The sequence below is a fragment of the Simplicispira piscis genome, assembly GCF_054783455.1.
Map to the genome: position 1 here is coordinate 38,156 of NZ_BAAGQN010000030.1, position 14,558 is coordinate 52,713.

The following is a 14,558-nucleotide window of genomic DNA, read 5'->3' on the forward strand; positions in this document are numbered from 1 at the left end:
GCAAGCTCCGACCGCCCACTTCACTCCATGCACAGTATTTCTTCGCTGAATGTTGTCAACTTGCTGCTGGACGCCGTGTGCATGGTGCAGGCCGACAGCCGCATCGTGTTTGTCAGCCCCGCATTCGAGCGCATCTTTGGCTACGCACCGGCCGAAGTGATGGGGCGCCGCATGCTCGACCTGGTGCATCCGGACGACCGGGCCGTCACCCAGAGCCAGGCGCAAAACATCATGGAAGGCGACCTGCAATTGCAGTTCGAGAACCGCTATGTGCGCAAGGATGGCTCCATCGCACACATCAGCTGGACGGCGCGCTGGCTCCCCGACCGGCAACTGCGGCTGGCCGTGGCGCATGACATCACCGAGCGTAAATTGAGCGAATCCAAGCAGGCAGCGATCTACGCCATCTCGGAGATTGCGCACACAGCGAAAAGTCTGGAGTCGCTGTACGAAGGCATCCACCAGGCCATCGGGCAATTGCTGAGCGCCGCCCACTTCTCGGTGGTGCTGTACGACCAGGCCAGCAACACGCTGTGCTACGCCTACCATGCCAATACGCAGCTGGCCGCGCCGGGCACCATTGCATTGAAAGACGACGCATTGTGTGCCGAGGTGGTGCGCACAGGCCGCACTGTTTTGCTCACCCCCGCCAACCGCCGCACCTTGCCTGCACCGCAGAGTGATGCCCTTTACTGGTTGGGCGTGCCCTTGCGCACCGACAGTGGGACCCTTGGAATTCTGGTACTGGAAAGCTATACCGAAAACGGCTCGTACACCGAGAAGGACAAGGAGCTGCTGCAGTTCATCTCCACCCAGGTGGCAGCGGCCATCGAGCGCAAGCAGATGCACGAACGCCTGCTGCACATGGCGCAGCACGACATGCTCACCCATCTGCCCAACCGCGCCCTGCTGCTCGACCGCCTGCACACCGCGTTGGCGCGTGCGCGGCGCGATGGCACGATGGTGTCGCTGTTGTTTGTGGATCTCGACCGCTTCAAGCGCGTAAACGACAGCCTGGGCCACGCCATGGGCGACCGGCTGCTGCAACAGGTGGCACAGCGCCTGCAAGCCTGCGTGCGCGCCGCAGACACCGTGGCGCGCTTGGGCGGAGACGAGTTTGTCGTGCTGCTCGAAAACGGCCGCACGTCCCGCCATGCAGCGAAGGTGGCGAGCAAAATCCTGGAGGCCTTCCAGCAGCCTTTTTCCTTGAAGGACGAGTCACTGCACATGCAAACCAGCATTGGCGTGGCCGTATACCCCGAGCACGGCACGGACGTCGCTGAACTGTTGAACCATGCCGACCGCACCATGTACCGCTCCAAGCACAATGGCGGCAACCAGGTCCAGACGGAAACAGCCCCTGGCATAGCGTCCCGTTTCAGCGCCTGACCTGCGTTCTCGCAGAGCCGAACTTTTTTTACCTGCCCCAACCGCCTGTTGCCTGATGTACGCCACCCTGAAACTGATTCATCTGCTGTCCATCGTCGTGTGGATCGGCGGCATGGTATTTGCCCATTTCTTTTTGCGCCCTGCAGCCCAGGCGCTGGAGCCCCCCGTTCGCCTTGCGCTGATGTGCAGCGTGCTGCAACGCTTTTTTGCCGCCGTGCTGGTCGCCGTGGTGCTGACGCTGGGCACCGGGCTGTGGATGATCGGCCGTGTAGCGCGCGAGGCATCGCAGATCGGTGGCCCCTTCACCATGCCGATATCGTGGACCATCATGGCCACGCTGGGGCTGGTGATGATGGGCATCTTCGGCCATATCCGTTTTGCGCTCTTCAAGCGCCTACAGCGCGCCGTCGCTGCAGAAAACTGGGCGGCAGGCGGTCAGGCACTGGCCGCCATACGCACCGGAGTGACCGTGAACCTGGTGCTGGGTTTCGCCGTTATTGCCGCTACCGTGCTGCTGGTCTGATCCACAGGTTTCACCAATCCACTGAACCGCACCTGATTTCGTTACGGCTCGACTTGGCTGCAGCCACGGCCAGATCATCAACGCAAGCCGCCAAGACCTTTGCGCGCAGCGTTCGAATCGCTCTGCCACACCAACTCTTCACTGGACGGGCCTTCGGGCCCCAATAGCCCTCTTTTCCCAGATGTTTTTGAGATGCTTGTCGCGCCAATAATTGTCTAGTCAACTATATTCGCGGGTATGCCTTCTGCTCCCGTTTGCGCGCGCGCCCCGTTCTATAACCCCACCGATCTGTCTCCCGAAGACAGCGTGGGCTATCTCATGCGCAAGGTGCTGTCGTCGATCCGCACCCAGGCCGACGGGCAACTGGCCACGCACGACCTGACTTATGCGCAGTGGCTCCCGCTGTACAAGATTTCGCGCTGCAAAGACACCACGGTGGCCAGCCTGGCCCGCGACCTGGAAAACGACCCAGCCGCCATGACCCGTGCCCTGGACCGCCTGGAAACCAAGGGCCTGGTCGTGCGCGAGCGCTCCACCACCGACCGTCGCGTGGTGCAACTCGCGCTCACCGCCGAAGGACAGAAGGTGGCTGCGCAGGTGCCGGCCGTGCTGTCGGATGTGCTCAACGGCCACCTCAGCGATTTCACCCGCGACGAATGGCAAACACTGCTGGGCCTGCTGCGCCGCATGCAATCCAACGGCGAAGCGCTGCGGCAAAGTGCAGACCGCCAACCCTGATTCACCCCCTCTCCTCCCCCATGCCGTTCACCACATTACCCCAGTGCAGCCCCGCACCGCTGCGCAGCAGCCTGCTGGCCAGCGCTTTGGCCGCCGCCCTGTTTGCCAGCGGCTGCGCCAGCCCCGGCCCCAGCCATGCACCCCTGGCCCAAACCACGCCCGCAGCCGCAGGGCTGGACGCCGCAGCCGACACACCCGCAGCGCCAGCGCAGTGGTGGTCGGTGCTGGGGGACACCCGACTCGACGCACTGGTCGCGCAGGCCCTGCAAGGCAGCCCCAGCCTGGCCATCAGCCGCGCCCGGCTAGAGCAGGCCGTGGCACTGAGCCAGGTGCGCGAAGCGGCCAACGGGCCGCAGGCCACGCTGGGGCTGGATGCCACGCGCCAGCGCTACACCGCCCATGGGCTGGTTCCCGCTCCGGTCGCGGGCAACACCTACAACAGCGGCAACCTGCAGGCATCGTTGTCGTGGGCGCCCGACTTCTTTGGCCAGCACGCCGCCGAATTGCAAGCCGCCCTGGGCCAGGCCCGCGCCGCCCAGGCCGATGCGGCCGCCGCTACCAACCTGCTGGCCACCCAGGTGGCGCGCAGCTATGTGGCGCTGGCCCGGCTGGTAGCGCAGCGCGACGTGGCCCAGCGTGCCCTGGCGCAGCGGGAAGAACAGCAAAAGCTGACGCACGAGCGCGTTTCCGCCGGGCTGGACAGCCAGGTCGAACTGACCCAGGCCCAGGCGGCCGTGCCCGATGCGCGCACCCAGATCGAGGCATTGGAAGAACAAATCACCCTCGCACGCCGCCAACTGGCCGTGCTCAGTGCCCAGGCGCCCGATGCGCTGGCCACGCTGGCGCCCCGGCTGGTCGCACTGCAGCCCCTCACCGTGCCCGACACGCTGGGCGCCGACCTGCTGGGCCGCCGCCCTGATGTCGTGGCCGCCCGCTGGCGCGTGGAAGCCGCCACCCAAGGCGTGCACAGCGCGCGCAGCGAGTTCTACCCCAACATCAACATCGGCGCCTTTATTGGCCTGAACGCGCTGGGGCTCGACAATCTGTTCAACGCTGGCTCGCGTCAGATGGGTATGAGCCCTGCCCTGCGTTTGCCCCTTTTTGATGGCGGCCGCCTGCGCGCGCAACTGGGCGGGCGCCAGGCCGAACAGGACGCCGCCATTGCGCAATACAACAGCGCCGTGCTTGAAGCCGTCAAAGAAGCGGGCGACGCGCTGGCCTCGGTGCAGTCGCTCACCCGCCAGCAGGCCCTGCAGCGCGAAACCGCCGCCAGCGCCGAAAAAGCCTACGGCTTTGCCCAGGAACGCTACCGCGCAGGCCTGGGCAGCTACCTGTTGGTGCTGAGCACCGAAAGCCAGGTCCTGGCCCAACGCCGCCTGGCCGTGGACCTGCGTGCCCGCCAGATCGACACGCAATTGCAGTTGATGAAAGCGCTGGGCGGCGGCTGGACCGACGACACGGCCACCTTGCACACTGCAGCGCACTGACACCGCCGCGCTACCCAACACCCCGCACAGACCGAACCCCCGAAAGACCCCGCCATGAGCGCACCCCTGACCGCCACCGAAGCCAACACCGCCCGCCGCCGTGGCCTGACCCTGATCGCCGTGGCCGTAGCCCTGGTCGGCGCCGCCTGGGGCGGCTGGCACTGGTTCAACGGCCGCCACTTTGAATCGACCGACAACGCCTACGTCGCGGGCAACGTGGTGCAGATCACTCCGCAAATGGGCGGCACCGTGGTGTCCATTGGTGCCGACGACACCGACTTTGTGCGCGCCGGCCAGATGCTGGTATCGCTGGACCCAGCCGATGCCCGTGTAGCGCTGGACCAGGCAGAGGCACAACTGGCGCAAACCGTGCGCGAGGTGCGCACCCTGTTTGCCAACAACTCCACCCTGCAAGCGCAGGTCAGCCTGCGCAAAGCCGACCTGGCCCGTGCCCAAGCCGACGCAGCCCGGCTGCAAGACGACGTGAACCGCCGCGCCCCCTTGATGGCCAGCGGCGCCGTGGGTAAGGAAGAGTTCCAGCACGCCAACGCCCAGCTGACCGCCGCCCGCAGCAGCGTAGCGGCCGCCCAATCGGCCGTGCTGGCCGCGCAAGAACAACTGGCCGCCAGCCAGACGCAGACCGAGGGCGTATCGATCGAGCAGCACCCGAACGTACAGCGTGCCTCGGCCCGCGTGCGCGAAGCCTACCTGGCCGTGCAGCGCGCCCAACTGGTGGCGCCGCTCGACGGCTATGTCGCCAAGCGCGGCGTGCAGGTGGGCCAGCGTGTGCAAGCCGGTGCCCCGATGATGACGCTGGTGGCACTGAACGACTTGTGGGTGGACGCCAATTTCAAGGAAAGCCAGCTGCAAAACCTGCGCATCGGCCAAAGCGCCGATCTGGAGGCCGATGTGTACGGCGACAAGGTGATTTACCACGGCCGCATTGCCGGCCTGGGCGCCGGAACCGGCGCGGCCTTTGCCCTGCTACCCGCGCAAAATGCCACCGGCAACTGGATCAAGGTGGTGCAGCGCGTTCCCGTGCGCGTGGCGCTCGACCCCAAAGAACTGGCCGAGCACCCGCTGCGCGTGGGCCTGTCGATGGTGGTGAAGGTGGACATTGCCGACCAAAGCGGCAAGACCCTCTCCGACACGCCGCGCACCGCGCCTGTGGCATCCACCACCGTGTTTGACGCCCAGCTCCAGGCGGCAGACACCGAGGTAGCGAACATCATTGCGGCCAACCTGGGCGGCCGCAAGGCGGCCATGGCCTCGCCCGGCGCAGCCCGCACGGCGCGCGCCCACGGAACTGCCCATGCGGCCGCGCCAGTGCACGCGCCCGTGGTGCGTTAAGCCAGGATTTGCATGACTGCCGCCAGTCCCGCTGCGCCCCAAGCGTCCACAGGAGCCCCGGCACCTGCCAGCGCAACGCCTGTAACACCTCCCGCACAGCACCCGCCGCTGACCGGCTCCACGCTGCTGCTGGGCACGCTGGCGCTGTCGCTGGCCACGTTCATGAACGTGCTCGATTCGTCGATTGCCAACGTGTCCATTCCCGCCATTGCCGGCGACCTGGGCGTGAGCCCCGGCCAGGGCACCTGGGTCATCACCAGCTTTGGCGTGGCCAATGCCATCTCGGTGCCGCTGACCGGATGGCTCACGCAGCGTTTTGGCGCCGTGCGTCTGTTCAGCATGAGCGTGCTGCTGTTTGTCATCACCTCCTGGCTGTGCGGCTTTGCCACGTCGCTGGAGATGTTGGTGTTCTTCCGCGTGCTGCAAGGCCTGGTGGCCGGGCCGATGATTCCGCTGTCGCAAACCCTGCTGCTGTCGAGTTTTCCGCGCGCACTGGCGGGCACCGCGCTGGCCCTGTGGGGCATGACCACGCTGGTCGCCCCGGTGGTAGGGCCGCTGTTGGGCGGCTGGATCACCGACAACATTTCCTGGCCGTGGATCTTCTACATCAACGTTCCCGTGGGTCTGCTGGCCGCTGCGTTCACCTGGGCCATCTACAAGCAACGCGAAACCCCCACACGCAAGCTGCCCATCGACAGCGTTGGTTTGGGCTTGCTGGTGTTGTGGGTGGGCTCGCTGCAGCTCATGCTCGACAAGGGCAAAGAGTTGGACTGGTTTGCCTCGGGCGAAATCACGGCCATGGCCATCGTTGCAGCGGTGGCGTTTGCGGTGTTCGTGGTATGGGAGCTGACCGACGAGCACCCGGTGGTGGACCTGCGCTTGTTCAAGGGCCGCAACTTCACTTTTGGCGCGCTGTCGCTGTCCGTGGCCTATGCCCTGTTCTTTGGCAATGTGGTGCTGCTGCCGTTGTGGCTGCAGCAGTTCATGGGCTACACCGCTACGGCCGCCGGTATGGCGCTGGCGCCTGTGGGGGTGCTGGCCATCTTGCTGACGCCCATCGTCGGGCGCAAGGTGGGCCAGTGGGACCCCCGCCGCATGGCCACCGGGGCGTTCATTGTGTTTGCCCTGGTGTTGTGGATGCGCTCGCGTTTCAATACCGAAACCGACTTTGTGACGGTGCTGATCCCCACCGTGATCCAGGGCGCGGCCATGGCGTTCTTTTTCATTCCGCTGACCACCATCACGCTCTCGGGACTGCCGCCCGAGCGCATTCCGGCGGCGGCCGGGCTGAGCAACTTTGTACGCATCACCGCGGGTGCCATGGGTGTATCGATTACGACCACCCTGTGGGAAAGCCGCGCCGCCATGCACCACGCCCACCTGACCGAAACGCTGGTGCAAGGACAAGGTGTCTTTGCCCAAACGCTCAACGGCCTGACCGCTTCGGGACTGACCATGCCGCAGGCACTGGCCCAGGTCAACCGCCTGATCGACCAGCAGGCCTACACACGTGCCGTGGACGACATCTTTCTGGCGTCCGCATTTCTGTTCCTGACCTTGATCGCCACCATCTGGCTGACCCACCGGCCCGCGTCAGCAGGTGCAGCGGTAGATGCCGGCGGGGCGCATTGAGGGTTTGATTTTTTGCATTGTTAAAAAACCAACAAAAATAGCTTCTAACGCCCTATACACAAGCGCTAGAAGCTATTTTTTTGATAGCTATCACAAGGGTAAGCCAGACGATCAACCCAGTACCGGTGCCCGCAGCGCAAGGTTGAGCTGATCAACCAGTTCAGCCCAGTCGGCATCTTCGCGCCACCCGTCGCGCAGAAATGCGGCCTGCGCGGTGGTCCAGAACGGGGCATTGGGCAGGGTGATGTCATCCGCCAGGGGCGAATGCTGGCGCAAAAACTGCTCGATCGCGGCGTTGTCGGTCGGCAGGCCCAGTTGGGCAAAAAGGTCTGTAAAGCGGTGAATGCTGCTATCCATGGCGTGTCACTCCTTTGGCGCAAGAGAAAAGTGGATCAAAAGCTTGTAAACCAGTATCTACAGAATTCAGGCCAAACCCAAGCCCGCGGCACCAACCAGCGAAAAAGGATGACAAGAAACGAGGCGACCTACAGCAGCGCCACCCCCTTCAGGCTCAAAAAACTGCTCTCCCGCGTCACGTTAACGAAATCGGCCAGCCAGGGCCGCTCGGCCGTGCGCTGCATGCACGCGGCGTACAGGCGGCCGGTCAGGCCGTGCGGGCCAATCGGTCGGGCGGTGACGTAGCCGCGCTCCACATAGCTTTGCACCGCCCACACCGGCAGCGCCGCCACGCCGCGCCCGCTGGCCACCAGCTGCAGCATGGCGACCGTCAGTTCGGTGGTGCGGCGCGGCGGGCGCACGCCGGCGGGCTCCAGCACCTGGCGCACCAGGTCGAGCATGTCGTCGGGCACCGGGTAGGTGATGAGGGTCTGGTCGGCAAAGTCGGCCGCGTTGAGGTGGCTGCGCGCCACCAGCGCGTGGTCGTTGGCCAGCAGCGCCTGGATTTCAAAACCAAACAGCGGGTGGAACTGCACCACCGGGTCGTCAGCGTCCACCTCCGAGACGATGGCCACGTCGGCGCGGTCCTGGTGCAGCAGGCCCACCGGGTCGGCCTGAAAGCCCGAGACGATGTCCAGCTCGACCTCGGGCCAGCGGCTGCGAAAGGCGTCCATGGCCGGCATCAGCCAGTCAAAGCAGGTGTGGCATTCGACCGCAATGCGCAACTGGCCGCCGCGCCCGGTCAGCAGCCGCGCCACGTCGCGCTCGGCCGCTTCGACCTGCGGCAGCACCGCGTCGGCCAGCGCCAGCAGGCGGCTGCCTGTGGCACTGAACTGCGGCGGTACCGATTTGCGCTCGAACAGCGGCGCAGCGTAGCGGTCTTCGAGCAGCTTGACCTGGTGCGACAGCGCCGACTGCGTGAGGTTGAGCAGTTGCGCCGCCCGCACCAGGCTGCCGCTGTCGCGCAGCGCCTGCAGGGTGCGCAGGTGGCGCAGCTCCAAAATGGATTGGATCATTAGATTTATTCAAGTTGATCAGATAAAACTTTCGTTTGAATAATAAATGAGTCCGCGCGACCATTGCAACCTTCATTGCACCGCACACCCTCCGAAGGAACACAACCATGTCGCAAGCCGCGCTCTCGCCCTCCCGCCCCGTGCTCACCCACACCTTGGGCTTCCCACGCATGGGCGCACAGCGCGAACTGAAATTTGCGCTCGAATCGCACTGGCGCGGCGACCGCACCGCCGCCGACCTGCAAACCACCGCTGCCCAGCTGCGCCAGAAGCACTGGCAAGCGCAGGCCGATGCGGGCCTGGGTTTTGTCACCGTGGGCGACTTCGCCCTGTACGACCATGTGGCCAACCACATCCAACTGCTGGGCTGCGAGCCCGCACGTTTTGCGTTGGGCGCCGACACGCCTGAACTGGACCGCTACTTCGCCATGGCGCGCGGTGTGTCGGCCGGTGCCACCACCCACGAAGGCTGCAGCCCCGGCTGCACCGCAGCGCACGCTACCGACGGCCAGCCCGCGCTGGAAATGACCAAGTGGTTTGACACCAACTACCACTACCTGGTGCCCGAATTCAGCGCGGCCACCACGTTCCGCGTGGCCAGCGAGCGCCTGTTTGATGAAGTGCAAGAAGCGCAGGCGCTGGGCCACCCGGTCAAGGCCGTGCTGCTGGGACCGCTGAGCTTTTTGTGGCTGGGCAAATCCAAAGAGGCCGGTTTTGACCGCTTTACGCTGCTGGAGCCATTGCTGTCGGTGTACGAAGCCGTGCTGGCGCGCCTGAAGGCGCAGGGCGTGCAATGGGTGCAGATCGACGAGCCCATCCTGGGCCTGGACTTGCCCGCAGCCTGGCGCCACGCTTTTGAGCCCGCCTACTGGCAACTGGCCCGCAGCGCGCCCCAGCTGCTGCTGGCGACGTACTTCTCGCCGCTGTCGGAGAACCTGCGCCTGGCCTGCCAGCTGCCGGTGGCCGGCCTGCACGTGGACGCCGTGCGCGCCCCCGAAGAGCTGGTCGGCGTGGCCGACTGGCTGCCCTCGCACAAGGTGCTGTCGGTGGGCGTGGTCGATGGCCGCAACATCTGGCGCACCGACCTCGATGCCGCCCTGGCACGCCTGGCGCCGGTGCTGCAAAAACACCAGGGCGCGCTGTGGCTGGCGCCCTCGTGCTCGCTGCTGCATGTGCCATTCAGCCTGGCGGCCGAAACCGCGCTCGACCCCGAAGTCCGCTCCTGGCTGGCCTTTGCCGTTGAAAAACTGGGCGAACTGCGCCTGCTGGCCAGCGCCCTCACCCAGGGCGAAGCGGCCGTCGGCCCCGAACTGGCCGCCGCGCGCGCGGCCAGGGCCGCGCGCCATGCCAACCCGCGCGTGCACCGCGCCACGGTGGCGGCCCGCCTGGCCGCTGCCGCCCCTGGCGCCGACCAGCGCAGCAGCCGCTTTGCCGTGCGCCAGCAGGCGCAGCGCGCGCGCCTGCAACTGCCCCTGCTGCCCACCACCACCATCGGCTCGTTTCCGCAGACCACCGAAATCCGCGCGGCCCGCGCCAGCTTCAAGCGCGGCACGCTGAGCGCCGCGCACTACCAGCGCAGCATGGAAGCAGAAATCGCCCTGGCCGTGCGCAAGCAGGAAGCCCTGGGCCTGGACGTGCTGGTGCACGGCGAAGCCGAGCGCAACGACATGGTCGAATACTTTGGCGAGCAGCTGGACGGCTTTGCCTTTACACAGAACGGCTGGGTGCAAAGCTACGGCTCGCGCTGCGTCAAGCCGCCCATCATTTATGGCGACGTGGCCCGCCCCGCGCCCATGACGGTGGCCTGGACGCGCTACGCCCAAAGCCTGACCGACAAGCCCATGAAGGGCATGCTGACCGGCCCCATCACCATCCTGCAGTGGAGCTTTGTGCGCGACGACCAGCCGCGCAGCCAGACCGCCGAACAGATCGCCTGGGCCATCCGCGACGAAGTGAGCGACCTGGAAGCCGCCGGCATTGCCGTGATCCAAATCGACGAGCCCGCCATCCGCGAAGGCCTGCCCCTGCGCAAAGCCGATGGTCAATCCTACCTGGCCTGGGCCACGCGCGCCTTTCGCATTGCGGCCAGCGGCGTGCGCGACGACACGCAAATCCACACCCACATGTGCTACAGCGAGTTCAACGACATCCTGCCCGCCATCGCCGCCCTGGATGCCGACGTCATCACGATAGAAACCAGTCGCTCGGACATGGAGCTGCTGCAGGGCTTTGGCGACTTCCAGTACCCCAACGAAATCGGCCCCGGCGTGTACGACATCCATTCGCCGCGCGTGCCCGGCGTGCACGAGATGACCGCGCTGCTCGAAAAAGCCGCCGAAGTGGTGCCTGTAGACAACCTGTGGGTCAACCCCGACTGCGGCCTTAAAACCCGCAGCTGGCCCGAAACCGAAGCCGCCCTGGCCCACATGGTGCAGGCCGCGCACGCGGTGCGGGCGCGGCTGGAAGAAGAAATGAGTCTGTAGCCAAATCGGCCTTCAGGGCTGTTCCATAAAGCGCAAGAAGCTATCAAACAAATAGCTGAATACGCGCTGTCTGACAGCCTCACCCGAAGAAACCCGACAGCCAGGATCGCCCTGCGCCTGCCGGGCGGCACGCGGGCGCGCCGCACCATGCAGAGACTTCTCACAAACACCAGAAAGAACTGCCATGTCGATCTCCCTGATCCTTCTCATCGTCCTGATCCTGATCCTCGTCGGCGCTCTGCCCACCTGGGGCCACAGCCGCTCCTGGGGGTACGGCCCCAGCGGCGGCATCGGCCTGGTGGTTTTGATTTTGGTGGTCTTGCTGCTGATGGGGCGAATCTAGGCACAGGCCACAGGCGGACACCGCCGCTTTGCGTTTAACGCCTGATTGGCGCAAAATGCGCCAATCAGGAGAAAACCATGGCCGCCACCCCCTTTGCATCCGTCAAACTTCCCAGCGCCCTTGTCGAGCAGGCACGCCAGGCCGCGCAGCCCATGCGTCGCTCGGTCGCCAGCCAGATCGAATACTGGGCCACGCTGGGCCAAATCGTGGAACACACGGGCCTGAGCGTGCAGGAAGCGCGGCTCGCCATCGAGCAGTACGAAGCCACCTCAACCCCGCACACCCCCGCCGCCGCCTCGGTGGACGCACTGAGCGCCCGCCTGCTGGCCGCGCAGACCAGCGGCTCGCTGGCCCAGCGCGTGCGCGAAGTGGTGCGCGAGAACCAGGCCCACGCAGTCTGAGCCCATGCCAGCGCCCCGCGCGGCAACGCCCTCGCCACTCTGGTTCCACCTGCTCGCAGGCCCCAACGGCGCGGGCAAATCCACGCTCTACCGCGCCCTGGTACGCGAAGGCATCCTGGGGCCGCCGCTCGAATTCGTGAACGCCGACCTGCACGAGCGCGCGCACCTGCAGCACATCGCCAACGCCCAAGAGCGCTCCGAAGCCGCCCGCGCCTGGGCCGACGCGCGCCGCACGGCCTTGATCACGGCGCACACGCCATTCGCCAGCGAAACCGTGTTCTCCCACCCCTCCAAGCTCGTGCTCATCAAGGAGGCACAACGCCACGGCTTCACCGTTGCGCTGCACATCGTGGCACTGGACGACCCGGCCCGCTTGCTCGACCGCGTGGCGCAGCGCGTGCGCGAAGGCGGCCACCCCGTGCCGCCCGAACGCATCCTGGCGCGCTACCCGCGCACCCTGGCGAACCTCGCACAGGCCGTTCGCCTGGCCGATGTGGCTTATCTGTATGACGCCATGGAAGTAACCGAAGGTGGCCCGCGCCTGGTGGCCATTCGCACGGCCACGGCCACCACGGCGCTGGTGGATGCCATGCCGGACTGGGTGCAGCGCATGTTGGGTGCAGCGGGGGCGAAACAAGCTGCGGATTGAGCTGCAGAAATTAATACGAAAACAGCCTCTAGCGCTCATTGGTCAAGCGCTAGAAGCTATCTTTTGAAGAGCAAAATCGCCACGCCGATGCCTCACTATGGGCTTGGCCGGCGTCTCAATGGTTTACCGCGTTCTTGCCAAATTTTGCCAAGATGCCTATTCTTGCGGCATGAGCACCATGAACATCTCTTTGCCCGACGCCCTGAAATCCTTCGTCGATGCCCAGGTGGCAGAACAGGGCTACAGCACCAGCAGCGAATACGTGCGCGAGCTGATCCGCGCCGACCAGGATCGCCGCCACCTGCGTGGCCTGTTGCTGCAAGGTGCAGCGTCAGCGCCCGGCCCGGTGGCAGACCCGGCGTACTTCGATGCTCTGCGGCAACGTATCCGCAAAGGCCCCGCTTCGGGTGCCAAGGCGTGAAGGCCAAACCCGTCGTTGCACGCACGCTAGCCAGCCACGACATCGAGGCAGCGATTGACCACTATCTGAGCGAGAACGCCGCAGACGCCGCCATGGGCTTTGTCGATGCACTGGAACAGGCCTATCGGCATATAGGCCTGCATGCCGCCACAGGCTCCCCACGCTACGGCCACGCCTTGGGCATCCCCAGCCTGCGCACCTGGCCTCTGACGCGTTACCCGTTTCTGGTTTTCTACGTAGAGGCCGCCGATCACATCGACGTCTGGCGCGTCCTGCACACCCGCCGCGACATTCCCGAGCGGATGCAGGAGCTATGGGAATAGTGCGGAAAACAGGCTGTAACGCTTATCTGGTAAGCGCTGGCAGCTATTTTTTTGTGAGTGATTTTTTCCAACTTGCGTTTCGAGGGGATGGATTGGCGCTTCAAAACCAATGCGACTCCGACCCCTATTATTCCTGGGTGGACTAACTTTTGAATTCAGCGGCCGCCGAAGGCGGTCCGCTGGAATGGCGGGTTGGGCATCTCTGCTCGAAGCTAAGAACCACGTTTCTTGCCTAAGAGGAGCACGACTTCACAGAGATGCCGCGCGAAGTAAACGGTATCCGAGCTGAGCACCTTAGTTTCCGTGGGTTCGTACCAATATCGTCCCGACACAAAGGCCCCGTCATGCTTTGTTAGCTCAGCAATGAAGTCAACTTTGGCATCGACTTCCTTTGAACACGTCAATAACTCATTTCGCAATAGATCAGGGAGACTATGGAACATGCCGATCCCACTATGGCCACGCTCTGTTGTGGCATGACCTGTTGCATGGCGTATAGCGAGAAATGACTTAATGAATATCTCAATTGCCAAGCCAGCCACAACAGCGGCCGGTTGGACACGGTTGTAGTCCATCAGGATCTCGGCTGATTCGACGTAATCTCGGCCCTGCAACCAAACTCGAACATTCGGAATCTGCTGAATCGTCATAGAGATACCCAACGTTGAAATTTAGCGGACGGCGCAGCCGGTCCGCTGCAATCACGGGTTAGATCAGCCACTCAAAGATTGGCTTTTCTGACCAACAGCTTTTGCGACATTTCAGCAGCTAGATCTGGAGCCAGCGCAGGTAGGCGGTCAAGAAGGGCGGCTGCCGTTTCCAACTCTGACAGAGTTGACGCTTCGCCGAAGATCTCTGAATAGATTGTTGATGCGATGTGGACCAAACCTCGTGATGTCTGAACGACCATATAGCCCGCTCCCGTTTCACGAACTAGGAGGACCTGCTTCGAGCGGATTACCCGATGCACAGGCGTTTTTTTGCGAAGCCAATTCGAGAAGTCAAAGAGGCTGGCACCTCCGCTGAGAAGATAAGCCTGCGTAATTCGGGATGCTTTAAATACACGTTTTTCGTTGCGGAGCTCACAATGGCCAAGGAGGTAGACGTCAGAAGCGGAGAAAAAAACATGTGTTGATCGAACAGTACGAATTGTTCTTTCTCCATCGGAATTCTGATAATGAAAACAAAAGTACTCCTCCAGAGGGGCGCCCTCGGCCTCCACTCGCTCCTTCATCGAAGGGTAAGACCAATGATCCGGTGGTGAAGTTGAAGCTGCCAGAGTCATGGATATCGCTAACGGCCAAAGTAAGCGGCTGGCCGTAGGCCAGTCCGCTTGACTGATGGGATGGACTCCCCCGTCTTTTTGCGCAACATTTGCGTCCTGGTTTTCATTGGCGTGGAGATCAG

At 64.2% G+C, this 14,558-nt stretch carries 17 protein-coding genes; 12 read left to right on the top strand and 5 right to left on the bottom strand.

Annotated elements, in window-relative coordinates:
• Positions 1-27: 27 nt before the first annotated feature.
• The 6 genes from ACYVOC_RS17855 to ACYVOC_RS17880 all read left to right on the top strand — a co-directional run bounded on the left by ACYVOC_RS17855 (position 28) and on the right by ACYVOC_RS17880 (position 7,119).
• Positions 28-1,389, top strand: coding sequence for a diguanylate cyclase domain-containing protein (locus tag ACYVOC_RS17855; protein ID WP_461162672.1), 1,362 nt, complete (start codon positions 28-30; stop codon positions 1,387-1,389).
• Between the two features lie 52 nt (positions 1,390-1,441).
• On the top strand, positions 1,442-1,912 hold the full coding sequence (locus ACYVOC_RS17860; protein ID WP_461162686.1) for a CopD family protein: 471 nt from the start codon (positions 1,442-1,444) through the stop codon (positions 1,910-1,912).
• A gap of 237 nt (positions 1,913-2,149) precedes the next feature.
• The gene (locus tag ACYVOC_RS17865; RefSeq protein ID WP_116003865.1) at positions 2,150-2,650 is read left to right on the top strand and encodes a MarR family winged helix-turn-helix transcriptional regulator; all 501 of its coding nucleotides are present in this window, start codon (positions 2,150-2,152) and stop codon (positions 2,648-2,650) included.
• 20 nt (positions 2,651-2,670) lie between these two features.
• Positions 2,671-4,137, top strand: a complete 1,467-nt coding sequence (locus ACYVOC_RS17870; protein WP_461162673.1) for an efflux transporter outer membrane subunit — start codon at positions 2,671-2,673, stop codon at positions 4,135-4,137.
• A gap of 54 nt (positions 4,138-4,191) precedes the next feature.
• Positions 4,192-5,487, top strand: a complete 1,296-nt coding sequence (locus ACYVOC_RS17875; protein ID WP_461162674.1) for an HlyD family secretion protein — start codon at positions 4,192-4,194, stop codon at positions 5,485-5,487.
• A gap of 12 nt (positions 5,488-5,499) precedes the next feature.
• Entirely contained in the window at positions 5,500-7,119 is a 1,620-nt protein-coding gene (locus ACYVOC_RS17880; protein ID WP_116003862.1) for a DHA2 family efflux MFS transporter permease subunit, read from the top strand.
• A 111-nt stretch (positions 7,120-7,230) separates the two neighbouring features.
• Here ACYVOC_RS17880 and ACYVOC_RS17885 read toward each other — a convergent pair whose 3' ends face one another.
• On the bottom strand, positions 7,231-7,476 hold the full coding sequence (locus tag ACYVOC_RS17885; protein WP_461162675.1) for a DUF2789 domain-containing protein: 246 nt from the start codon (positions 7,474-7,476) through the stop codon (positions 7,231-7,233).
• Positions 7,477-7,604: 128 nt separating this feature from the next.
• Positions 7,605-8,531 carry a LysR family transcriptional regulator gene (locus ACYVOC_RS17890; RefSeq protein ID WP_461162676.1) on the bottom strand — a complete coding sequence of 309 codons (927 nt, stop codon included), beginning with the start codon at positions 8,529-8,531 and terminating at the stop codon, positions 7,605-7,607.
• A 107-nt stretch (positions 8,532-8,638) separates the two neighbouring features.
• Here ACYVOC_RS17890 and metE point away from each other — a divergent pair, with 107 nt between their 5' ends.
• The gene (metE, locus tag ACYVOC_RS17895) at positions 8,639-11,014 is read left to right on the top strand and encodes a 5-methyltetrahydropteroyltriglutamate--homocysteine S-methyltransferase (RefSeq protein ID WP_461162677.1); all 2,376 of its coding nucleotides are present in this window, start codon (positions 8,639-8,641) and stop codon (positions 11,012-11,014) included.
• 12 nt (positions 11,015-11,026) lie between these two features.
• On the opposite strand, the gene ACYVOC_RS17900 is transcribed toward metE, so the two are convergent.
• Complete coding sequence (locus ACYVOC_RS17900; RefSeq protein ID WP_461162678.1) at positions 11,027-11,200, bottom strand: hypothetical protein; 174 nt, start codon at positions 11,198-11,200, stop codon at positions 11,027-11,029.
• Between ACYVOC_RS17900 and ACYVOC_RS17905 the strand changes: the two genes are divergently transcribed.
• From ACYVOC_RS17905 to ACYVOC_RS17925, 5 genes are all read left to right on the top strand, one after another.
• The gene (locus ACYVOC_RS17905; RefSeq protein ID WP_106447573.1) at positions 11,199-11,357 is read left to right on the top strand and encodes a DUF3309 family protein; all 159 of its coding nucleotides are present in this window, start codon (positions 11,199-11,201) and stop codon (positions 11,355-11,357) included. The two genes, ACYVOC_RS17900 and ACYVOC_RS17905, sit on opposite strands and share 2 nt — an antisense overlap.
• A gap of 77 nt (positions 11,358-11,434) precedes the next feature.
• A complete protein-coding gene (locus tag ACYVOC_RS17910; RefSeq protein WP_461162679.1) occupies positions 11,435-11,758 on the top strand; it encodes a TA system antitoxin ParD family protein in 324 nt (107 codons plus the stop codon).
• 4 nt (positions 11,759-11,762) lie between these two features.
• Positions 11,763-12,407, top strand: coding sequence for an AAA family ATPase (locus ACYVOC_RS17915; RefSeq protein WP_461162680.1), 645 nt, complete (start codon positions 11,763-11,765; stop codon positions 12,405-12,407).
• Positions 12,408-12,576: 169 nt separating this feature from the next.
• Positions 12,577-12,828 carry a type II toxin-antitoxin system ParD family antitoxin gene (locus ACYVOC_RS17920; RefSeq protein ID WP_461162681.1) on the top strand — a complete coding sequence of 84 codons (252 nt, stop codon included), beginning with the start codon at positions 12,577-12,579 and terminating at the stop codon, positions 12,826-12,828.
• Positions 12,825-13,151 carry a type II toxin-antitoxin system RelE/ParE family toxin gene (locus ACYVOC_RS17925; protein WP_461162682.1) on the top strand — a complete coding sequence of 109 codons (327 nt, stop codon included), beginning with the start codon at positions 12,825-12,827 and terminating at the stop codon, positions 13,149-13,151. The genes ACYVOC_RS17920 and ACYVOC_RS17925 overlap by 4 nt, the downstream gene beginning before the upstream one ends.
• Positions 13,152-13,363: 212 nt before the next feature.
• On the opposite strand, the gene ACYVOC_RS17930 is transcribed toward ACYVOC_RS17925, so the two are convergent.
• On the bottom strand, positions 13,364-13,801 hold the full coding sequence (locus ACYVOC_RS17930) for a hypothetical protein (RefSeq protein ID WP_461162683.1): 438 nt from the start codon (positions 13,799-13,801) through the stop codon (positions 13,364-13,366).
• Between the two features lie 71 nt (positions 13,802-13,872).
• Positions 13,873-14,558, bottom strand: a 686-nt coding sequence (locus ACYVOC_RS17935; RefSeq protein ID WP_461162684.1) for a WYL domain-containing protein, incomplete at its 5' end; no start/stop codon positions are given.